General features: G+C 34.9%; 18 protein-coding genes and 1 tRNA gene. 9 read left to right on the top strand and 10 right to left on the bottom strand.

Going from position 1 to position 21272, the window contains the following annotated elements:
• Positions 1–19 precede the first annotated feature (19 nt).
• From trpS to KJA15_04235, 10 genes are all read right to left on the bottom strand, one after another.
• The gene (trpS, locus tag KJA15_04190) at positions 20–1000 is read right to left on the bottom strand and encodes a tryptophan--tRNA ligase (protein ID MBZ9572506.1); all 981 of its coding nucleotides are present in this window, start codon (positions 998–1000) and stop codon (positions 20–22) included.
• A 94-nt stretch (positions 1001–1094) separates the two neighbouring features.
• Positions 1095–2249 (bottom strand): L-tyrosine/L-tryptophan isonitrile synthase family protein, encoded by a 1155-nt coding sequence (locus KJA15_04195; protein MBZ9572507.1) that lies wholly within the window; start codon positions 2247–2249, stop codon positions 1095–1097.
• 32 nt (positions 2250–2281) lie between these two features.
• Positions 2282–3439, bottom strand: coding sequence for an L-tyrosine/L-tryptophan isonitrile synthase family protein (locus KJA15_04200; protein MBZ9572508.1), 1158 nt, complete (start codon positions 3437–3439; stop codon positions 2282–2284).
• Between the two features lie 264 nt (positions 3440–3703).
• Positions 3704–5386, bottom strand: a complete 1683-nt coding sequence (locus KJA15_04205; protein ID MBZ9572509.1) for a ribonuclease J — start codon at positions 5384–5386, stop codon at positions 3704–3706.
• A gap of 96 nt (positions 5387–5482) precedes the next feature.
• Positions 5483–5566 (bottom strand) — tRNA-Leu (locus tag KJA15_04210).
• Positions 5567–6136 (bottom strand): glucose-6-phosphate isomerase, encoded by a 570-nt coding sequence (locus KJA15_04215; GenBank protein MBZ9572510.1) that lies wholly within the window; start codon positions 6134–6136, stop codon positions 5567–5569. It abuts the tRNA gene before it with no gap.
• 220 nt (positions 6137–6356) lie between these two features.
• Positions 6357–8324 (bottom strand): hypothetical protein, encoded by a 1968-nt coding sequence (locus KJA15_04220; GenBank protein ID MBZ9572511.1) that lies wholly within the window; start codon positions 8322–8324, stop codon positions 6357–6359.
• Between the two features lie 93 nt (positions 8325–8417).
• On the bottom strand, positions 8418–8633 hold the full coding sequence (gene secG / locus KJA15_04225) for a preprotein translocase subunit SecG (protein MBZ9572512.1): 216 nt from the start codon (positions 8631–8633) through the stop codon (positions 8418–8420).
• A gap of 6 nt (positions 8634–8639) precedes the next feature.
• Complete coding sequence (locus KJA15_04230) at positions 8640–8984, bottom strand: phage holin family protein (protein ID MBZ9572513.1); 345 nt, start codon at positions 8982–8984, stop codon at positions 8640–8642.
• Positions 8985–9015: 31 nt separating this feature from the next.
• Entirely contained in the window at positions 9016–10329 is a 1314-nt protein-coding gene (locus tag KJA15_04235) for a GIY-YIG nuclease family protein (GenBank protein MBZ9572514.1), read from the bottom strand.
• A gap of 178 nt (positions 10330–10507) precedes the next feature.
• Between KJA15_04235 and uvrA the strand changes: the two genes are divergently transcribed.
• The 9 genes from uvrA (at position 10508) to KJA15_04280 (ending at position 21269) form a co-directional block, all read left to right on the top strand.
• Entirely contained in the window at positions 10508–13399 is a 2892-nt protein-coding gene (gene uvrA, locus KJA15_04240) for an excinuclease ABC subunit UvrA (protein ID MBZ9572515.1), read from the top strand.
• Between the two features lie 92 nt (positions 13400–13491).
• Positions 13492–13782: a co-chaperone GroES gene (locus tag KJA15_04245; protein ID MBZ9572516.1), complete on the top strand. Its 291-nt coding sequence runs from the start codon at positions 13492–13494 to the stop codon at positions 13780–13782.
• A gap of 151 nt (positions 13783–13933) precedes the next feature.
• Positions 13934–15547 carry a chaperonin GroEL gene (groL, locus tag KJA15_04250; protein ID MBZ9572517.1) on the top strand — a complete coding sequence of 538 codons (1614 nt, stop codon included), beginning with the start codon at positions 13934–13936 and terminating at the stop codon, positions 15545–15547.
• A 77-nt stretch (positions 15548–15624) separates the two neighbouring features.
• Positions 15625–16362 (top strand): HAMP domain-containing histidine kinase, encoded by a 738-nt coding sequence (locus KJA15_04255; protein ID MBZ9572518.1) that lies wholly within the window; start codon positions 15625–15627, stop codon positions 16360–16362.
• 5 nt (positions 16363–16367) lie between these two features.
• Positions 16368–16757, top strand: a complete 390-nt coding sequence (locus KJA15_04260; GenBank protein MBZ9572519.1) for a response regulator — start codon at positions 16368–16370, stop codon at positions 16755–16757.
• A gap of 1 nt (position 16758) precedes the next feature.
• On the top strand, positions 16759–18444 hold the full coding sequence (locus tag KJA15_04265) for a type II/IV secretion system protein (GenBank protein ID MBZ9572520.1): 1686 nt from the start codon (positions 16759–16761) through the stop codon (positions 18442–18444).
• Positions 18445–18706: 262 nt separating this feature from the next.
• Entirely contained in the window at positions 18707–19756 is a 1050-nt protein-coding gene (locus KJA15_04270) for a type II secretion system F family protein (GenBank protein MBZ9572521.1), read from the top strand.
• Between the two features lie 4 nt (positions 19757–19760).
• Positions 19761–20384, top strand: a complete 624-nt coding sequence (locus KJA15_04275) for a hypothetical protein (GenBank protein MBZ9572522.1) — start codon at positions 19761–19763, stop codon at positions 20382–20384.
• Between the two features lie 6 nt (positions 20385–20390).
• Positions 20391–21269 (top strand): hypothetical protein, encoded by an 879-nt coding sequence (locus KJA15_04280; protein ID MBZ9572523.1) that lies wholly within the window; start codon positions 20391–20393, stop codon positions 21267–21269.
• Positions 21270–21272: the final 3 nt, after the last annotated feature.

The raw sequence follows: 21272 nt of genomic DNA on the forward strand, positions 1-21272 counted from the left end.
TCTCATTTGGGACAGACCGTTATATAAGGCCCATTTTCTTTTTAACTTTGCACATTGTAGATTGGGCTAAAACTCTAGCCTTCCCTGCTCCTTTTTCCAAGATATTTTTGATATAAACTTCTCTTTTGAGAAGCCCTTTTTTCTTTTGGCGAAAAGGTTCTAAAGAATTTATTAAAAGTTTTATTAGAGATTTTTTGAATTCTTCGTAACCCCTGCCTTTAAAATTCCTTTCTATTTCTCTAATTGACTTTCCGCTAAAGAGGGAATAAATAGTTAAGAGATTAGAAATTCCTGGTTTTTTGATAGGGTTATATTTTATTTTTTTCCTTGGATCAGTAATGGCTACCATTATTTTTCTCTTAATTCTTTCTGGGCTGTCAAAAATTCCAATACAACCTTTAGGGTCGTCAGTTTTTGACATTTTCTTTTTTGGACCCTGCAAAGACATAATTTTTGCCCCTATTTTAGGAAGAAGAACCTTAGGTACTTTAAAAGTTTTACCAAATTGCCGATTAAATTTTCTAGCAATAGTTCTAGCTAGTTCAACATGTTGCTGTTGGTCTTTACCAACTGGAACTAAATCAGTTTGATACAATAAAATATCAGCAACCATTAATAAAGGATAATTCAAAAGTCCGGCATTAACGTACTCTGGATGTTTTTTTGTCTTTTCTTTAAATTGGGTCATCCTTTTTAATTCTCCTAAAGGAGTTATTGTGCCTAGTAGCCAAGCCAATTCAGCGTGCTCTTTTACCTGAGACTGAACAAAAAAGATGCACTTTTCTGGATTTAAACCAGCTGCCAAATAGGAGATAGCTAGCTCCTGAATATTCTCTTGAAGCCCTTCAGTTTTGTAGGGAGTAGTTATGGCATGTAAATCAACAATACAAAAAACACACTCATTTTTCTCTTGGAGCTCAACCCAATTCTTTATAGCACCCAAATAATTCCCTATATGTAATTCACCTGTTGGCCTGACGCCACTAAAAATCCTCATAATTTAAGTCGAATTAACAGTTTTTTAGTTAATCAGTTTTTAAATTTTAACATAAATTGATATTTTTCGAAAGCAAAGTCTTCTTAATTCCGATCAATTAATTTTCTTCGTAATAAAACGGAGTTCTTTCATTTAATATGTCGACAGCTCGATAGTTCCCCTTTCTTCTTATATCAGCTTCGTATTTAACGGTTATCTTTTTTTCCTTTGTGAGTATTCCTACTCCATGGTGAGGTAAAAGTTCAGTTTCTTTATTAATAGCAAAAATACCTAAGCTTCCCGGCTTGGGAGTAAGAGTACATCTTATTGCCCGAGGGAGAAATTTCTCTTCAAGATTGATATCATATCTAGTTTTATGAAAAGCATAATATTTTAAGTCCGTTTCTATGGCAGTCTTATAAAGATCGTTTCTGATTTTTCTGAATTTGGCAGGTAATTCTTTATCTTTGATGTTGAGATTGTAAACATCAAAGAGATCTTCAAGAGAATGGGCTCTAGAATTAATACTGGTAAATAAAGTAGGGAAAAGTCCTTCTATTTTTTCTCGAATAATTTTGTTTCCCTTATTGAACTTCTTGGATATTTCTCTGAGGTTCTCTTTATACTTTTTTCTAAATTCAGGTAGTACAGTTGTGATTTTAGCTAAATCATGGAGTCTTATAGTGTCAGTTATACCGAGTTCTTTAATGAATTCGTTGACATAGTTGCAATAGTTTACTGCTTCTCTTTTTGAAATACCAAAAAAATTATGGAAAACTACCCCTTCAGTTAAAATAATAAACTTTGCCCCTGGCTTATAAATACTATAGATTAATTGAGTAATGTCAAATAACCTTAAGATAAAGCCTAATTCTCCTAAATCAGGTTTTCTCCGCGTAGTTTTTAAAAGATTGGGAGACTTAAAAGGCAATCCCAAAATCGTAAATTCTATAGACTTTCTCTTTTTGATAAAATAATCTATTCTTTCAGTAAGAGTTTTTCTAAAATTTTTGATATATTTTATTTTCCCCGCTCTTATTTCCGGATTTTGAAAAATTCTTAAAATATTTGAAGCAATATCAAGATTTTTATCAAATCTAAAATCAACATCAGATATTCTCTGGATCTTCTTGACAAATTCTTTTAACTGAAAATCCGAAATTCGAATTTTCTTAAGAGTTTTGTATTTTTTTTGCTCCAGCCCCACCTCAAAAGGTTGGATTGAAGAAATTAAAGAATGAACTAGTAATTTATTAAAGTAGTTTATTTTCATAATAGAAAGAAAAGAGAGGCTGAGGCCAATATTTAATTGACATCAGCCTCCTTGGGTTTGTAGTAAAAGGGTTGGTCTTCTTGATCATCGTCAACATAGACTGCTACGACTTCTCTATACCCTAATAGGATTCGTATTAATAGCGTTGCTAAATGAGTAATCTCGACTGGTCCCTTTGGTATTACCACAGGTATCCCATGATGAGGAGGACGCACTGTTGGTATTCTAAAGCAAAACCTCTCTGGTTTATAAGTGATGCTGAAATATAAGTGCTGAGGAAATCGCTTAGCTATTATTTCGGTTTTCGCTTCGTTAAATGCTACATATTTCCATGCTATTTCTTTTGCTCGATCCCTTAAAAACGCTCTTAGTTCTCTATGGCGAGAAGTCATATCTATATAATGATCCCCATAATAGATAACTATAAGATCTTTTAATGGAATCTTGGTTACATCTTGGGACCAGAACATTACCTCCACAAAGGGGTCTATCTGGGATCGGTATCTAAACCACTCTTCTCCAGTTCTTCCTTCCTTTAGTCGTCTCAGATTTTCTAAAGATTTTTGATATCTCTCATTAAATTCGGGTCCTTCTATTGCTTTTTTGAGATCTTTGATCTTTATTATCTTTTCTCCTCCAAGAAGTTTAATGAATCTTTTCATTGTCTCTAGGTACAAAGCCACATCTTCTTTTGATGCCCCAAGTAAACCTCGATATGCTTCCCCTTCTGCAAGTACAGTCCATTCTATCCCGGGTGGATATTCAGTTTTGACAGCTTCGTTTATCTGTAAAAGTCTTTGAACAAAGATTAGCTCTCCCAGATCAGGCGTTCTCCGGTTGGTTTTTAATGGATTTTTGTAGTTCTTAAATGGCCAGGCTATAAAAATTATCTTGATTGGTTCTCCTTCTCCGACGAATTCCTCAATCTTATTTAGATAGTGAACTCTTTTTGTTGCCTTGTCAATGTCTCGGTCTCCGTGTTTCTGAAAGAACTGAATTTGTCTCCAGATTCTTCTAATTTCTCCTTTCCTAGTTCCTGCTAATTTATTAGGAACCCAGAAAAAGCGCTGGTTTTCTTCTATCGCCTCCCTAATCGATCTAAGGTGTTTGCTTGGTATCCTGTCCACCGACAGTCTTCCGTTTTTCATTTCTAACCCTTTTACCCATTCTTCTATTTTTCCTTTTCTCATTCTATCTACCTCCTTTTTAAGGTGCTTTTTCTCTGGAACTAAAAAACCCTCTTTTTAGAGAGGGTGGTTTTGGCTCAAAATCTGTTTTTAAAAACTTAACATATAAGATCGATCCTTAAACCAAAACCACTCCTTCCAAAAAAGGGGTACCAATTAACTTCCCAAGTTATAATCTTTCTAAGGTTTCCCATACTTTTTAGTTTTTCTACTTAATAACTTATCTTAATCAAGAATACTTGTCAAGAGCTTTCCAAATTACGATTATTAGATTTCAATTACCACTGGTAATATCATTGGCCTTCTCTGAGTCCTGGTATATAAAAATTGACCGATTTTCTTTCTTATTTCATTTTTAACATGAGCCCAGTTAACTGCTCCTCCTGAACCAGTGGCTTTGTTAACAATATCTATTACTTTTTTCCGGGTTTTTTGTAATAACTCCTTTGACTCTCTAAGATAAACAAACCCTCTTGATATTATATCAGGAGAACCCCTAACTTTACCAGTTTTTTTATCAACCACAGCCACAATGACAAACATTCCATCTTTGGCTAAAATTTGGCGGTCTCTCAAGACAACCTCACCCACATCACCAATTCCTAATCCATCAATCATTACATAATTTGAAGGAATAGCCCTTTTTTCGATAAAAATTCTTTTTTTATTTAAATTAACAACCTGGCCATTTTCAGCTATCACTATATTTTTTTCTGATAGGCCCATCTCTTTAGCTAATTTGCCATGGTTAACTAGCATTGAATATTGTCCATGAATTGGCAAGAAGAACTTTGGTCTAATGATTTTAATCATTTGCTTTAACTCTTCTTTCTGGGCATGACCCCCAGCATGAATATCCATCATTCTATAGTGGAAAACCTTAGCTCCTTGTCTTAAAATATTATCTTTTAAAAACTGGACTGTTCTTTCGTTACCCGGGATAACTGAAGAAGAAAGGATGACCGTATCTCCCCTTTTGATTCTAAGAGAAGGATGTTCTTTATTGACAATTCTCATTAAGGCGGCTGATCTTTCTCCCTGAGCCCCGGTGCAAAGAATAGTTATTTTTGAGTCAGGATAATTTACAATTTCTTTGGTTAGAATTTTTGTTTTCTTTTTTATCTTGACATATCCCAAAATCTTTGAAATCTCAACATTAGTTTTCATTGAATAGCCTTCGATTACCACTTTCCTTCCATATTTCTCAGATAAAGTAATGATTTGTTGAATCCGATTAATTAAAGAAGCAAAAGTAGCAGCAATAATTCGGCCGGTAGATCTTTTAAAAATTTTCTCTAAATTTTCTAAAATTTCTTTTTCTGAAAAAGAATGACCTTCTTCTTCAGCTCCGGTGGAGTCTGACATCAATAGTAAAATTTTTCTTTTACCAATCTTTTTTAATTTCCAAAAGTCGGTTGGTAAATCATTTATTGGATTTTCATCAAATTTAAAGTCAGAGGTATGGAAAATATTTCCCACTGGGGTTTCAATAAACAGCCCTAAATTATCAGGAATATTATGATTCATTCTCAAAAATTCAATTTTAAAGGGACCAAGTTTTATTTTTGACCTATCTTTAATTTCGCGAATATTCAATTTTGGTCGGAGAGGAAAATCCTCCTGCCTTTTTAAGATAATCCCTCGAGTTAAAGGAGAGGCAAACATAGGCAGACCATCAATTTTTTTAATTAAATAGGGAATTGCCCCGATGTGGTCGTAATGGCCATGGGTAAAAACTATCCCTAAAATATTTTTTTCTTTGCCTTTAAGATAAGAAATATTAGGGACAATATAATCAATTCCAGGCATATCTTCCTCTGGTAACCTGAATCCCATATCAATAATTAAAATCTTCCTTTTGTATTCCAGGAGCATCATATTCCGGCCAATCTCACCCAGGCCGCCCAGAGGGATTATTCGGAGATTTTTTTGTTTCTTTGGTTTAGTCATGTTTATCAAATCAAAAATCAAATATTAAAAATACAGATTAAAATTCAAAAATTTTAAATTTTGATTTTTGCATTTTAAATTTAAGCGAAGCAAAGATGCGGGTAGGAGGACTTGCACCTCCATGGGATTTTTCCCACAAGTTCCTGAAACTTGCGCGTCTTCTAATTCCGCCATACCCGCTCATTTTAAAAAATCTAAATTTTTTGGCATTTTTTTTAAAGGTTTTTTCCAGCGAAGTTTTGGTATTTTTTTATAATTTTTATTTTTTATCCAACCAGATTTTGTATAGTAATAGCAGGCTCCCTGTTTTTTTTCAAATAAACGATAATCGTTTTTACATTTTTTGTTGATCCAATTAGCCATTTTCAATTCAGAATTTGAAGAATTAATTGCTAAATGGCCGAAATTTGGTGAAACAACAATGAAATCACCCCTCTTGGCCTTAACTACATAGACATCTTTTACAACATTTCCTTTACACTTTTGCATCAAAAAGATTACTTCCCCCTTTAAAATAAAATAGATTTCTCCGTATTTATTAGAATGCTCATGACCTTTGGTTTTAACAAATTCCCTCCCTAACATTCTGGAAGGAATAGAGGTTATATCATACCTTAAACTATTTTTTTCTTTAATTCCTCTCCAGACATAATAAAGTTCAAAATTTTGAGCAGTTTTTGCCCACCTTTGATCATAGAGAACATTTTCCATTTCTTTTAAGAATCGGATTTTGGGTTTGGTTTTTACCATTTCCATGCCCTCTTTGTCTTAATGTACCAATTCGTCGCGGCACGCGTCCGAGCCCACAGATTATGTGCTCGGCGCTAACACCGCTCCTTAGAAACCCACGGTTTCTAACGCTCGCTTTCAGCTCGCTGTTTTCCTTCATGGGGACGCCACCCACCCACCACCCTCCCGCTTCGCGGGCCCCTACCCAGTTTCCCCGACCCCCTTTGTGAAAATTGGTCCATTATTTCCAAGCCCTTCGTGTTCGGATATACCAATTTTCAATTCCTGAAAATCTTTTTGAAGGGTCAGTAATTATCTTTACATTTATTCCCCTTATTTCTTCAGAGACAAAATAAATATAATCGGGATTGCACAAAAATACAACCGGAGCATCACTAATTAGAATTTTTTGGAATTCTTGATATTTTTCTGCCCCCTCTTTTTGGTTTTGAATCTGGCGTCCTTCCTCCAGTAATTTGTCAACAATTTCATTTTCATAAAGGGCTAAGTTTAATCCCGGGTCTTTTTTCTGGGAGGAGTGCCAGAAGGGAAAGGGGTCGGGAAAAGCACCCAAAACTTCACCAAATAATAAAACCTCATAATCTCGCGGTTTAATAATATCTCTTTTCAGGGCGGAGATATCGGAAGTCTTGATTTCAATTTCTACTCCTAGGGCCCGCCACTGATTTTCCAAAAGATTGGCAATCTCTATTAAAAATGGCTGATTAACTGTTACTAAAGAAAATTTGAGCGGTAAGACTTCTTCAGGCGCTTCAAAACAAACTTCATTTAATTTTGCCCTAGTGGTTTTACTTACTAGGCCGGTACCTTTTTTAAACCCCCAAGGTTCCAAGATCTCTTCTTTGTATTTTTCCTGAAATCTGATTACTGCCTTTTTGGTCAAATCTCCAAAAAGACCGGTAATTTTTCCTTCAGGATAAACATTGGGATCTTTAGCTAGACATTTTTGAAGTTCTTGAACTTCTGTTCCCCGAGAACCTGATTTTAAGTCGCTTTTAAATTGAAAAGCCTTCTCTTTTTCAATAGTTTTTTCTCTTAGACCTTTTTCATTTTCAAGGAACCCTGCCTCATCTAAAATTTCTTTAGCCTTTTCAATATTAAATTGATAAGTTTTAGAAGGGGGTGAAAATCCATAAATTTCTGGTAAAATCGGGGAGTCGACAATTTTTCCTTGCCCTATTAGAATTTTTTCTACGATTTCAGTCTTGTTGGTTCCATAATTTAAGGCCTTTCTTACTTTTTTTTCAGCCAAAACCTCTGATTTTTCGGGATTGAAAAATACGGCAAAATATCTTGGTAGAGAGAGATGATAATCTAAAAATTGATTCTTTTTTAAAAGATGGTAATTTTTTAGTGAAATAATTGAGAATCCTTTAATTTCTCCTTTTTTGATATTCCCAATTAAATCTTCTTCTTTCTCAAAAAACTGAAAAGAGATTTCAGAAATATTTGGAATTTTACCAAAATAATTAGAGTTTGAGGTTAAAGCCAGAGATTTTATAAAGCCTAACTCGTCTTTTTTTACCTCTTTTAATTTATAAGGCCCAGAACCAATAGGATTTGAATTATAAATTGCTAAAGGAAAATTTTGGGGAGAAATGTCCTGCCAGATATGTTTTGGCAAGATTTTTAAGGTTAGATTTTCGAGAAAGGCAGAATAAGGATTTTTTAGTTTAAAACGGATAGTAAAATCCGAGATTTTTTCAATTTCTACTCCCAGCCAAGCTGCTCGGAGGGGGCTTTTGTAATCAGGGTCTTGGATTGTTTTTATAGTAAAGATTATGTCATCGACTGTTAATGGAGATTTATCGTGCCAAGAGACATTCTTTTTTAAATGAAATTCGAAAACCCTTCCCTCTTCTTTAATTTCAGGATAATTTTGGGCTAAATCGGGAACAATCTGACCATCTTGGGTATACTTCATTAAACCGGAAAAAATGAGTTCGACTAAATCTCGATCGACATCTTTGGTTGGAGCATAAATTGGATTGATAAATCTTGGGAAACCTACTACCCCTTCAATATAAACTCCACCCGAAGCAGGCCTTATTTCCGTATTTTTGAAATAAAAATTGATTAAAAGAAAAATAAAAGAACTAAAGGCTAAAATTAAGAAAATAAAAAAAGAAATTTTTTCTTTTTTATTTAAAACTTTTAAAAACTGCCTCCACTGTAACTTAGAAGGCATCCTTCCTCCAACTTTCTTAGAAATCGGGGACCACAAAAATTTTTTGAGAGAGTTTAAAAAAACCTTTATCTTAAATTTACTTGACATTTAAAATCAGAGAATTAGATTCAAAAGGGCTAAGATAATAAAAAGAACCCCTAAGATAATAGTAGCCCCCAAAAATTTTTTTTGGATACCCCGACGAGTAGCATAGAAACCACCGGTTTCACCAAAGGCAGAACCTAAAGCAGTCCCTCTTTGCTGTAAAAGAATAAAGATAAGTAAAAATATTGTAACGGTGATTTGAAAAATTGGCAAATAATTACTCATAAAAGATTATTTTTTAATAAAAATTGAGACAATAACGCTTAATCCCCAGACAATAATTATAGTCCAAAAAAAGGATGTGATGCCAGAAATTTTTAGTTCAGGGAAGATAAAATCAACAATCCAAACCATCCCCATGTTTATTATTAAAGTAAATAAACCAAAAGTTAAAATTCTGAGAGGCAGAAAAATTTTTTTCAAGATTGGCTTAATAAAAAAATTAATTAAGCCTAAAACCAGACCAGATAGGAGCAAAACTTGGAAGGAGCCGGTAAATTCTACTCCTCGGACAAATTTAGTAGCCAAAAAAAGACCTAAGACCCCAGCAATGATTTGTAAAATTAAATGCCTCACTTATTGAGAATAAAAGATTTTTTAATTAATGTCAACCCAAAAACCTCTTTTTTCTCAATTTTCTATGATAAGAAATGGCAAATCGGTGAGCTTCATCCCGGAGCTGCAAAATTAAATTAAAAATTTCTCTAGAAAGATTTTTTAATAAAATTGGCTTTTTTTGATTCTCAATATAAAGTTTATTTCCTTTCTTAGCAAGAGCAATAACCTTAATATTTTTTGTTTCTGAGCGGGCAGCTTTTAATTGGGTTTTTCCTCCATCAATTAAGATTAAGTCTGGCCGGCCCCATTCTGGATGTTGAAATCTCCGAAATAAAATTTCCCTTATCATTGCTAAATCATTTGATTTCCCAGTAATTTTTATTTTAAATTTTCGATAAAAATTTTTATCAGGTTCTCCGTTTATAAACACCACCATTGAACCAGTAGCTAAATTTCCTTGAAAGCCAGAAACGTCATAGGCTTCAATTCTCTTGATTCCCCTTTTAATTTTAAGAAGTTTTTTTAAGTTTTTTTCGGTATTTCTCCATTCAAAAATTTTTGCCTGTCTGTCAAAACCCACGGCTTCAGACACTGGCAGGCGGGTATGAGAGAGAATTTTTCTTAAAGCCCTAATTTGATCTCTAATTTTTGCTGCCTTTTCAAATTTTTTTTCTTTTGCTACCTTTTTCATTTCTTTTTTTAAATCTTTTAATACCTGAATTTTCTTTCCCTGGAGAATTTTTTTCAAACTTTTAACATTTCTCTGACATTCATTTTTTATTTGATAAAAGACCTGGGGAATTTGTTGGCTAAGTTTCGATTTCAAAAGGCAGGGAGCTGGACATCTATCTAGTTGATACCAAAGGCAAGGTCTTTTTGGTAAATTTTTACAGGACCTATAAGGAAAAACCTTTCTTAAAATTTTTAGAGTTTGTTTTAGAGCCCTACCTTCAACAAATGGCCCAATGAATTTAGTTTGTAGTTTGTAGTTTGTAGTTTGTAGTTTAATTTGGTGGGTCCAAAAAACTCTTGGGAAATCCTCTTTTGTTATTCCGGTATAAAAGAAGTTTTTATCATCTCGCCAAATTACATTGTATTTTGGTTGATGTTTTTTAATTAAATTTGCCTCTAAAATTAGAGCCTCAATTCCTGAATCAGTTTTTAAAAATCCAATTTTTTTTGTTTGATTTAAAAAAAGATCTTCTTTAAACCCAGGTTGTTGAAAATGATTTTTTATTCTTTCTTGAATATTGGCCGCCTTGCCAATATATAATTTTCTTCTTCTATTCAAAAAGCAATAAACTCCCGGTGCTTTTGGAAGTTTTTTAGTTTCCCCCTTTTTTATAAATCGAAATCCTTTCATATTAAAGATTTTAATCTAAAATTTTTGATTTTTCAATAGATACCTATTGTTGAAATTTTTTAAAATTTCAGATATAATAGGAAGTTAATTATGTTCAAAGATTTTATTAAAATTCGGGGAGCTAAAGTTCACCCCGTAAAATTCGCTTCGCTCATCACGTGGCAAGTAATCTAAAAATATGACCAAGAATGTGATAAAAATCAGAGGAGCGAGAGTACATAACTTGAAGAATATAAACTTAGATATTCCCCGAAATAAACTGGTAGTTATTACTGGAATTTCAGGTTCTGGTAAGAGCTCTTTAGCCTTCGACACCTTATATGCCGAAGGACAGAGAAGATATGTTGAGAGTTTATCTGCCTACGCCCGTCAGTTTTTAGGAGTAATGGATAAGCCAGAAGTTGATAAAATCGAGGGAATTTCCCCGGCAATCTCAATTGACCAAAGAAAAGCAGCTCACAATCCTCGCTCCACTGTTGGAACAATTACCGAAATTTATGATTATCTAAGATTATTATTTGCCCGAGTTGGTAAACCCCATTGCCCAAAATGTGGAAAGGAAATTTCTCGTCAAACTATTGATCAGATAACTAAACAAATTTTGAAATTGCCTAAAAGAACTAAGATTTTAATTTTAGGACCAGTGATTCGCGGCCGAAAAGGAGAACGCCGGGGCCTAATAGAAGAAATTCAAAGATCAGGATTTGTCAGGATAAGAATAGATGGAATTTTGCATCGAGTAGAAGAAGCCCTATCTCTAACCTTAGATCGAAAACGGAAACATAATATTGAAGTAGTTGTTGATAGATTAATAATTGAAAAGGATTTAGATAGATCAAGATTAGTTGATTCCCTGGAGATAGCCTTAAAATTAGGAAAAGGAATAGTAATAATAAATCGAAAATCAAAAGATTTGCTATTTTCCGAACATTTTGCCTGCGAGAGATGTGGAGTTTCTTTGCCAGAATTGGAACCTCGTATTTTCTCTTTCAATTCTCCCTATGGGGCCTGTTCTCTCTGCCAAGGCTTAGGAGAAAGATTAGAGATTGACCCAAAATTGGTTATTCCTAATCCTAACTTATCAATTGCTGAGGGAGCAATTTTCCCCTGGGCTCACGCCTCCCATAAAGTTGGCAGACAGGGTTATTATTGGTGGAAACTTCAAGGTTTAGCTGATAAACATAATTTTTCATTAAATACTCCAATAAAAGATTTGTCAAAGAGAGCTGTTAATTTAATTTTATACGGCGATGAAGAACTTGAAGGAGTAGTCTCTAATTTGGAAAGAAGATATCATGAGACTGATTCAGAATATGTTCGTCAGGAAATTGAGCAGTATATGATTAAAAGAAAATGTGAACAATGTCAGGGAAAAAGATTAAAATCTGAGGTATTGGCAGTTAAGGTAGCGGGAAAGTCAATTGATAAAATTGTTGAAGTGAGCATTAAAAACACAAAAAAGTTTTTTAGAAATTTATTAAACCAAAAACCCTTTGTCCTGAGCCCTAATGAGCAAAAAATTGCCCAACCTATTATTAAAGAAATCCTTGACCGTCTTCAGTTCCTGATTGATGTCGGTTTGGATTATTTAACCTTAGATCGAAAAACTCAGACCTTAGCTAGTGGAGAAGAACAAAGAATAAGATTAGCTACTCAAATTGGCTCCCATTTAACTGGTGTTTTATATATTTTAGATGAACCTTCAATTGGTCTTCATTCAAGAGATCAAAGCCGACTTATTGGAACTCTAAAAAAATTAAGAGACCTTCAAAATACTGTTGTCGTTGTTGAACATGATCCCCAGACAATAATGGCAGCTGATTGGATAATTGATATTGGGCCAGGAGCGGGAAAGCGAGGTGGACGGATTATTTTTCAGGGAACACCAAAACAATTATTAAAAGCAAAGACTCTGACTGGAGATTATATGGCCGGAAGAAAGAAAGTTGAAATTACAAAGTCAAAACTAAATACCCTCCCATCACCCTTCCGCCAGAAAGGCAGGCTCCTCGTCAAAGTTCCCACCAAAGTCTTGGCTTCGTCAGGTAAGCAAAACCATTTAATTATTAAAAAAGCAGCTGAGCATAATCTGAAGAATATTAATGTTAGAATTCCCTTGCAAAAATTTGTCTGTATTGCTGGAGTCTCAGGTTCTGGGAAAAGTTCTTTAATGAATGATATTTTAGCCAAGGTTTTAATGAGAGAATTCTATAGAGCAAAAGAAGAACCGGGAAAATTTGAAGAGATATTAGGAACTGAATTTTTGGATAAAGTAGTTTTAGTTGATCAGTCTCCCATTGGTCGAACTCCTAGGTCAAATCCAGCGACTTATACTGGTGCCTTTTCTTATATTAGAGATCTTTTCTCAAAGACTAAAGAAGCCAGAATCAGAGGATATCGACCCGGCCGTTTTAGTTTTAATGTTAAAGGCGGGAGATGTGAGGCCTGTCAGGGTCAAGGCCAGATTAAAATCGAAATGTATTTTCTCCCTGATGTCTATATTGAATGCCAGGAATGTAAAGGGAAGAGATTTAATAAAGAAACCTTAAAGATTGAATATAAGGGGGAAAATATTGCCCGAGTTTTAGAGATGACGGTTGAAGGGGCTTTAAATTTTTTCAAAAATATCCCCAGCCTTTCTCGAAAATTAAAAACACTCAATGATGTTGGTTTGGGTTATCTCCAGATTGGTCAACCAGCTCTTTCTCTGTCTGGTGGGGAGGCCCAGAGAGTAAAGTTAGCCACCGAGCTTTCTAAAAAATCAACTGGAAAGACTTTATACATTTTAGATGAGCCAACTACTGGTCTCCACCCCGATGATATTAAAAAATTACTTTTTGTCTTGCGAGAATTAGTGAACCGGGGAAATACAGTTTTAATTATTGAGCATAACTTAGATGTGATAAAAAATGCTGACTGGATTATTGACCTAGGACCAGAGGGAGGGGAGAAAGGGGGTTATATTGTTGCTACAGGTGCACCAAGAGAAATTATTAAAAATAAAAAAAGTTATACCGGATACTATTTAAAACAAGTTTTGGCTAATTCCCATTTTAATAAGTACTCTTGACATATTTTTTTGTCTAAATAATAATAAAAAGAGAATTAGCACTCAAAGGTTGGAACTGCTAAATATTATTTAAAGATGAAAAAAATAAAACTATGAGAATTAAACCTTTATCCGATCATATCCTTATTGAGCCTCTAAAAGTGGAGGCGAGAACTAAGACCGGGATTTTGCTTCCTGAAACCGCCGAAAAAGAAAGACCAGAACAAGGGAAGGTAATCGCCGTTGGACTAGGGAAAAAGACTTCCTCGGGTAAAGTTATCCCCCTTGAAGTAAAAGAGGGGGACATTGTTCTTTTTACCAAATATGGGCCAAATGAGATAAAAATTAATAATAAAGAATATTTAATTGCTAAAGAGGAAGATATTTTAGCAATAATTGAATAATCGCTCGGCAGTTAATTTTCAAAGTACCGGCTGTCCGAATCCCAGCGAGATTCGGCAACCTGCGTTCTCGACCTGTCACCCCTCGCATTTGCTCGGGGACCATGCTGACAGGCCTGCGAAAGCTACTTTGAATCTTACTACCTCGCTCTATATGGCAAAACAAATTAAATATCAAGAGGCAGCTCGGAAAAAATTAAAAATTGGGGTTGATAAATTAGCTAATGCAGTAAAAGTCACCTTAGGCCCTAAAGGCCGAAATGTGATTTTGGATAAAGGTTTCGGAGCCCCTACTATCACTAATGATGGGGTAACTATAGCCAAAGAAATTGAGTTAGAGGATAAAGTTGAGAACTTGGGAGCAGAAATTGTTAAAGAGGTAGCTTCAAAAACTAATGATGTGGCCGGAGACGGCACCACCACAGCCGTAGTTTTAGCCCAGGCAATAATTTCTGAAGGTTTAAAAAATGTGGCAGCCGGAGCCAATCCCCTGGCAATCAAAAGAGGAATTGAAAAAGGAACTAAAGTAGTGGTGGAGGTTCTAAAAAAAATGGCAAAGCCAGTCACTGCCAAAGAAGAGATTGCTCAAGTAGCTACTATCTCTGCCGAAGACCAGGAGGTTGGGAATTTGATTGCCGAAGTCATGGAAGAAGTTGGAAAGGATGGAGTAATAACGGTTGAGGAATCAAAAACCTTCGGATTAGAAAAAGAGATTGTCAAGGGACTTCAATTTGACAGAGGTTTTGTCTCTCCCTATATGATTACCAATTTGGAGCGAATGGAAGCTGAATACAAAGATCCCTATATTTTAATTACTGATAAAAAAATTTCCGCTCTACCTGAAATTCTGCCGGTATTGGAAAAAGTTGCCCAAACTGGAAAAAAAGAGTTAGTAATTATCGCTGAAGATATTGAAGGAGATGCCTTGGCTACTTTAGTTGTTAATAAGCTCCGGGGAGTATTTAATACTTTAGCAGTAAAAGCTCCTGGCTTTGGAGAGAGAAGAAAAGAAATGCTACAAGATATTGCCGTGGTGACAGGAACTACGGTAATTTCTGAAGAAGTTGGTTTAAAATTAGAGAATATTGAATTGAAGATGTTAGGAAAAGCAAGGAAAGTTGTTTCCACAAAAGAAAGTACTACCATTGTTGAAGGGAGAGGTAACAGAGAAGACATCGAAGCCAGAATTAAGCAAATTAAAAAAGAACTTGAGGCAACAACTTCTGAATTTGATAAAGAGAAATTACAGGAAAGATTGGCAAAGTTAGTTGGAGGGGTGGCGGTGATTAAAGTGGGAGCAGCTACTGAGGTAGAGCAAAAAGCTCGTCAGCATAAAACCGAGGATGCCTTGTCAGCCACTCGGGCAGCAGTAGAAGAAGGAATCGTTCCCGGTGGGGGAGTGGCCCTTTTAAGATGTATTAAAGATATCGAGGAGTTAGAAATGAAAGGCGACAAAAAAACCGGAATTGATATTTTAAAAAGAGCAATTGAGGAACCAATAAGACAAATTGCCCAAAATGCTGGCATGGATGGTGCAGTGGTTGCTGAAGAAGTGAAAAAGGGGAGGGAAAGCTTCGGTTTTAATGCTCAGACCTTAGTTTACGAAGATTTAATGAAATCAGGGATTGTTGATCCAACAAAAGTTGTTAGGTCAGCCCTAGAAAATGCTGCCTCAGCTGCCAGTATGTTTTTAACAACCGAGGTAGTAGTGGCTGAAAAAGAAGAAGAAAAAGAGAAAAAGACTCCACCTATTCCCGGAGGATTTTAAATGACCCAAAAGCAATTTTTTCCAAAGCCCCTCTAGGGGCTTTTGTATTGACTCATTTTTAGTTATAATAGAATAATATGGGGAAAACTAAACCAAAAAAAATCCCTAGACGAACTCGCAAACCAGTAATTACCGAAACAGTTTCAATTATTGCTCATCAGTTGAAGTCTCCCCTTTCGGTCATTAAAGGATATTTAGAAGCTCTAATTTCTGGTGATTGCGGGAGAATAAGTTCTTTTCAGAAAGAATACCTTTCCGACGCTCTTGAGAATGTTGAGAGAATGAAAAAAAATATTGATGATCTTTTAATTGTCCAGAGAGTTGAGGAAGGAAGATATGAAATAGTTACTAAGCCCCTATCATTAGAGGAAATAGTCTTTCAGATTTTAGCCGATTTTTCTCTTTGGGCTAAGGCTTTGAATTGCCAGATTTTATTTAAAAAGCCTAAAGCACTACCTCGGGTCCTTGGCGATCCTAAGGGTATTAGAGAGGTGATTGAGAATTTAATTTCCAATGCCATGAAATATAGTCGGGGAAGAGGAAAAGTGGAAATTTCTATCTCTTTAAAGGCAAAGAATGAAAAACTCATCTTTGCTTGTAAAGATAATGGAGTTAGTGTTCCTAAAAAGGATTTCAAGAAAGTTTTTACCAAATTTTACCGCTCAGAAAAAGCAATGGAATTAGATCCTTCTGGTGCTGGCCTCGGTCTTTATATAAACAAAGCAATTATTGGGTTATGTGGGGGGGAAATTTGGTTTTCTAAAAATAAGGGTTTTGGAATGACCTTTTATTTTAGTTTACCTATTGCCAAATAAAATTTATGCCCAAAAAGAAACCAAAAATCTTAATGATTGAAGAAGATCGATTTTTAAGAAAGATTTACAGAAATAAATTATCAGACAGCGGTTTTGAATTTATAGAAGCGATTAATGGGATAGAGGGTTTAAACAAGATTTTTTCTGAAAAACCAGACCTAATTTTGCTAGATATAATTTTACCAAGAAAAAATGGTTTTGACGTTTTAATTGAGATAAAAAGAAGAACCGCTACTAAAAAAATTCCAGTAATTATTCTCTCCAATTTAGGCCAAGAGTCAGATGTTAAAAAAGGTCTTTCTCTGGGAGCAAAAGAGTATTTAGTAAAAACAGAAGTTAATCTCTCTGAAGTAGTAAATAAAGTAAAAGAGCATTTAGTAAAAACTAGTTTATGATATGAAAATCACTGAAAAACTTTTAAAAGAGATTTTGGTTGATTCAGAATTGATTTCTCCAAAAGATTTTAATTTAGCAAAATCAGAGGCGGAGGATAAAAAAAAACTTCTTGAGGAGATCATTATTGATAGAAAATTGATCTCTGAGGAAGAATTGGGCTCTCTTATTTCCGATAAGATTGGTTTCCTATTCGCAAATTTAAAGAAAGTAAAAATAAATAAAGAAGTTTTAGAAACTATTCCAGAGATTGTAGCAAGAAAACAAGAAGTTATTGTCTTTGATAAAACTAAAGAAGGGTTAAGAGTTGCAATGGCCCACCCAGAAAATTTAGAATTTCGAGAATTTCTTGAAAGAAAAACAGGGGAGAAGGTTATCCCTTATTTTACTACCAAAAGAAATATCTCAGCCGTCTTAAAATATTACAAAAAAGAAATAAAAGAAGAATTTGAGGAAATTATTGGTAAGACCCTGGAAGAGTTTAAAAAAATTGAAACCAGAGCTCCCCAGTCCTTACCTATTATAAAAATAGTTGAATTAATTCTAAATTATGGTTATGAAAATCGAGCTTCTGATATTCATATTGAGCCTTATATTAATCAAACTATCTTAAGATATCGAATTGATGGAGTATTGCATGACATTTTGACCTTACCTAAAAATATTCATGATTTTTTAATCTCCAGAATTAAAATTTTAGCTAAGTTGAGAACCGATGAACACGAAGCCGCCCAAGACGGCCATTTTTCATTTCAGGCTCCCGAAGAGAAATTTGATATCAGAGTTTCAATAGTACCAATTGAGGAAGGAGAAAAGGCGGTAATGAGACTATTAGCAGAAAGAGCTAGGAAATTTGAGCTTAAAGAGTTAGGATTGGACTCAAAAGACCTAAAAATAATTAGAAAAAATCTTAAAAAATCTTGGGGAATGATTTTGGCCACCGGACCCACCGGTTGTGGGAAAACCACAACTTTGTATGGGATGTTAAAAATTTTAAATACTAGAGGAGTTAATATTATGACCATTGAGGACCCAATTGAATATGATATTGAGGGAATTAATCAAATTCAAGTTAATCCCAAGGCTAAATTAGCTTTCTCTCAAGGCCTCAGGGCTATAATTAGACAAGATCCAAATATTATAATGGTAGGGGAGATAAGGGATGAGGAGACGGCAAAATTGGCAATAAATGCAGCTATGACTGGCCACCTAGTTTTATCAACTTTCCATGCCATTGATACCCCGACCGTTTTGATAAGACTTTTAGATATGGGAATTGAACCGTTTTTAGTTATTTCAACTGTTAATGTTGTCATAGCCCAAAGATTGGTTCGAAAAATTTGCTCAAAATGTATTGAAAGCTATGAAACTCCTTTTTCAGAGATTAAAAGGCTTTTAGGAACTGATTTTGTTTCAAAACTACCAAAAACAAAAAAAAATCAAGTTCGACTTTTTCGAGGCCGAGGCTGCCCCCTTTGTCAAAAAACAGGTTTTTTGGGGAGAATAGGGATTTTTGAAATTTTAGAAATGAAAGAACCAATTAAAAAATTGGTTTTAGAAAAAGCCCCTTCCTCAAAAATTAAAGAGGAGGCAAAGAAACTGGGAATGACTACTATGGTTGAAGATGGATTAAAGAAGGTAGAGATGGGAATTACCACTATAGAAGAAGTTTTAAGAACAGTAAAATAACACTCCATATCGGAAGGGGGTCGGTCAAGACGCGAGGCTTCTCCGCGAAACCTGCGAAGCGGGTTGAGTCGGAAAGCCCCATCTGGGAAACCATTCGGTTCTCCCGTATAGGAAAATATTAAAAACCGAAGGGACGCGAGAGTTCTTAGCTCTGCGGAAACTCCCGTCCTAGGGTTTTTAAAGAGCGAGCCCGAAGCGAGCGAAAGCGAGCGCCAGAACAGAGTTCTGGTGAGGGCGAGCGACTAACCTTTGTAATAGCACTATGTTTTTTGTTTCTCAAAAAGAAAAAATGTTTTTTGCTGAGCATCTCTCTCTAATGATTAAAGGGGGAATACCTCTTACTGAGGCCTTAGAAACCTTAAAGAATGAGACTAAATCAAAGACCTTTAAAAAAACTTTAAATAATATTTTAAAAAGAATTTTAGAAGGAGAGAGGCTAAACAAAAGCCTCGGACGTTATCCAAAAATTTTTGATAAATTTTTTTGTAATGTGGTTAAAGTAGGAGAAGAAAGCGGAACATTAGAAGAAAACCTAAAGTATTTAGCCGGCCAGATTCGATCAGATTATGAGATGAAAAAAAAGGTAAGTGGGGCTCTCATTTATCCGGTAATTATCATTACAATGGCTTTAATAATTGCCTTAGTGGTAACCCTTTTCATTTTACCTAAAATAACTAATCTTTTTCAGTTTTTAGAAGTCGAACTACCCCTGACTACCAGAGTTTTAATAGGTAGCACTTTCTTTTTTAAAAAATACTGGATTTTTATAATAATTGGAATAATTTTTTTAATTTCCGCTTTTAGAATTCTCCAAAGGTTTAAATCTACTAAATTTTATTTTGATAAAATCAGCTTTTCTTTGCCATTTTTTAGTCAAATTTTTAAAGGTCTTAATTTAGCTCGATTTTCTCGAACTCTTTATACTCTTTTAAAGAGTAGGATGCCAATTCTTGAGGCCTTAGAAATTTGTGCCGATACTCTCCCAAATGAAGTCTTTAAAAGAAGTTTAATTTTGGTTAGATCTGGCGTGGAACGGGGAGAAAAAATTAGTCAAGGATTTAAAAGATTTCCTCAAATCTTCCCCCCAATTTTTTCTCAAATGGTAGTGGTAGGGGAAAGATCAGGCGCCTTAGAAGAAAGTTTTTTATATCTGGCCGAGTTTCATGAGGGAGAAGTAGATTCTATTTTGAAAAATCTTTCCGGTATCTTGGAACCAATTTTACTAATTTTAGTTGGAGCTTTTGTTGCCTTTGTTGCTTTAGCAATTATTACCCCAATTTATCGATTTATCGGTGCCTTTAGATTCAGGTAAAAAAATGAAGAGTTTTACCTTAATTGAATTTTTATTAGTGATTGGGATTATTGGAACCTTAATATCTTTTACCCTATCCTTGGGCTTTAGTTTTTATAAAAACCAACAGCTAGAAACCCACGGCCAAGAAATTTTGCAGATCCTTAGGAGGACCCAAGCTAAAGCAATGTCAGTTGAACTCGATTCTTCTTTCGGAGTTTATTTAACTGACGACAATTATACTCTTTTTAAAGGAAACTCTTATACCGGCAGAGACGCTCAATACGATGAAATTTTTAATTTAACCCAGATTATAAAAATTAGTGGTCTTTCCGAAATTGTTTTTTTAAAAATAGAAGGATTGCCAAAAGAGAGCCCTGCCTATTGTGGAGGGATTTGTACTCCATGTAATGAATTTACGAGCCAGAGACCATGTAGAAAACAAGATGGCTGTAGTTGGAATCGATTGTTAGGTCGGTGTACTGGTCCTTGTACTCCCTGCAATAACTACCAAAATCAGGCTGAATGCGAAGATCAATCAGGTTGTTCTTGGTATCCAGCCAGTCGGGGCGGAAACATTATTTTAAGTAGCAATGGTGATAGTAGAACAATAAATATAAATGAAATAGGAAGGGTAAACCTTGAATAATTGGCTATGAATTCAATTAATTTAGGAAAAGGACAGTCTTTAATTGAACTTATTATTGCTATAGGAATTTTTATAACAGTGATCAGTGGCTTAGCTTTTTTTGTACTTAATAGTTATCTCTCTGGCCTTTTGGCTTCGGAAATAACAATGGCAAATTTTTTGGCCGAGGAAGGAATAGAGGCAGCAAGGTCAATCAGAGATAATTCTTGGGACGATCTTTTAATTGGAAATCATGGCTTAGCGATTTCTGGAAATCATTGGGTTTTTCAGGGAAGCCAGGAAGATATAAGTAGTGAATTAAAAGAAGGGAAAAGGATTATCACGATTAAAAGCGTTGATTCTGATAGAAAAAAAATTACTTCCAAAGTTAATTGGCAATTTAATGAAGGAAAATCTCAAGAAGTTCAATTGATTACTTATTTCACTAATTGGCAAAAAATTACCAGAGTTGAAATAAGAAAACCAACTGCCCATACTGATTCTGCTGGAAGAACCACTAGAGACTCTAATGCTTATGACTATCCAGATGGAACTACCTATGCTACTACTCACTATGATGCTACAGCTGATCCCTCAATTACATTTCATACCTGGCAATTAGCAACTCAGAGTTATACCTCTTTGGTTTTGAAATATCGCTATCATGCTCAGGCAGCAGGAGATGACAGGTATGCCATTACCTATTCTACAACTGGTTGTAGTGGGACTTTTACTGATTTGGTTTCTCCAACCTCGGCCGGTGCCTCTGATACTATCATTTCGGTTAATCTCTCTCCTTCCCAGGATTTATCCCAACTCTGTCTAAAAATTTATTCCATAAGAACCGGACAGGCTGACCATAGAAGGCTCTACACCAGAGATGTCTGGGCTGAGGGTATCTATTAATCT

This window comes from Patescibacteria group bacterium (assembly GCA_020148145.1).
Lineage (GTDB): Bacteria > Patescibacteriota > Minisyncoccia > Minisyncoccales > JAHCRE01 > JAHCRE01.

What these genes read in the sequence shown, in the direction of transcription:
- KJA15_04195 (MBZ9572507.1), bottom strand. Translation starts at nt 2,249, where the DNA reads ATGAAAATAAACTACTTTAATAAATTACTAGTTCATTCTTTAATTTCT.
- KJA15_04200 (MBZ9572508.1), bottom strand. Translation starts at nt 3,439, where the DNA reads ATGAGAAAAGGAAAAATAGAAGAATGGGTAAAAGGGTTAGAAATGAAA.
- KJA15_04205 (MBZ9572509.1), bottom strand. Translation starts at nt 5,386, where the DNA reads ATGACTAAACCAAAGAAACAAAAAAATCTCCGAATAATCCCTCTGGGC.
- KJA15_04215 (MBZ9572510.1), bottom strand. Translation starts at nt 6,136, where the DNA reads ATGGTAAAAACCAAACCCAAAATCCGATTCTTAAAAGAAATGGAAAAT.
- KJA15_04220 (MBZ9572511.1), bottom strand. Translation starts at nt 8,324, where the DNA reads ATGCCTTCTAAGTTACAGTGGAGGCAGTTTTTAAAAGTTTTAAATAAA.
- secG (MBZ9572512.1), bottom strand. Translation starts at nt 8,633, where the DNA reads ATGAGTAATTATTTGCCAATTTTTCAAATCACCGTTACAATATTTTTA.
- KJA15_04235 (MBZ9572514.1), bottom strand. Translation starts at nt 10,329, where the DNA reads ATGAAAGGATTTCGATTTATAAAAAAGGGGGAAACTAAAAAACTTCCA.
- uvrA (MBZ9572515.1), top strand. Translation starts at nt 10,508, where the DNA reads ATGACCAAGAATGTGATAAAAATCAGAGGAGCGAGAGTACATAACTTG.
- KJA15_04245 (MBZ9572516.1), top strand. Translation starts at nt 13,492, where the DNA reads ATGAGAATTAAACCTTTATCCGATCATATCCTTATTGAGCCTCTAAAA.
- groL (MBZ9572517.1), top strand. Translation starts at nt 13,934, where the DNA reads ATGGCAAAACAAATTAAATATCAAGAGGCAGCTCGGAAAAAATTAAAA.
- KJA15_04255 (MBZ9572518.1), top strand. Translation starts at nt 15,625, where the DNA reads ATGGGGAAAACTAAACCAAAAAAAATCCCTAGACGAACTCGCAAACCA.
- KJA15_04260 (MBZ9572519.1), top strand. Translation starts at nt 16,368, where the DNA reads ATGCCCAAAAAGAAACCAAAAATCTTAATGATTGAAGAAGATCGATTT.
- KJA15_04265 (MBZ9572520.1), top strand. Translation starts at nt 16,759, where the DNA reads ATGAAAATCACTGAAAAACTTTTAAAAGAGATTTTGGTTGATTCAGAA.
- KJA15_04270 (MBZ9572521.1), top strand. Translation starts at nt 18,707, where the DNA reads ATGTTTTTTGTTTCTCAAAAAGAAAAAATGTTTTTTGCTGAGCATCTC.
- KJA15_04275 (MBZ9572522.1), top strand. Translation starts at nt 19,761, where the DNA reads ATGAAGAGTTTTACCTTAATTGAATTTTTATTAGTGATTGGGATTATT.
- KJA15_04280 (MBZ9572523.1), top strand. Translation starts at nt 20,391, where the DNA reads ATGAATTCAATTAATTTAGGAAAAGGACAGTCTTTAATTGAACTTATT.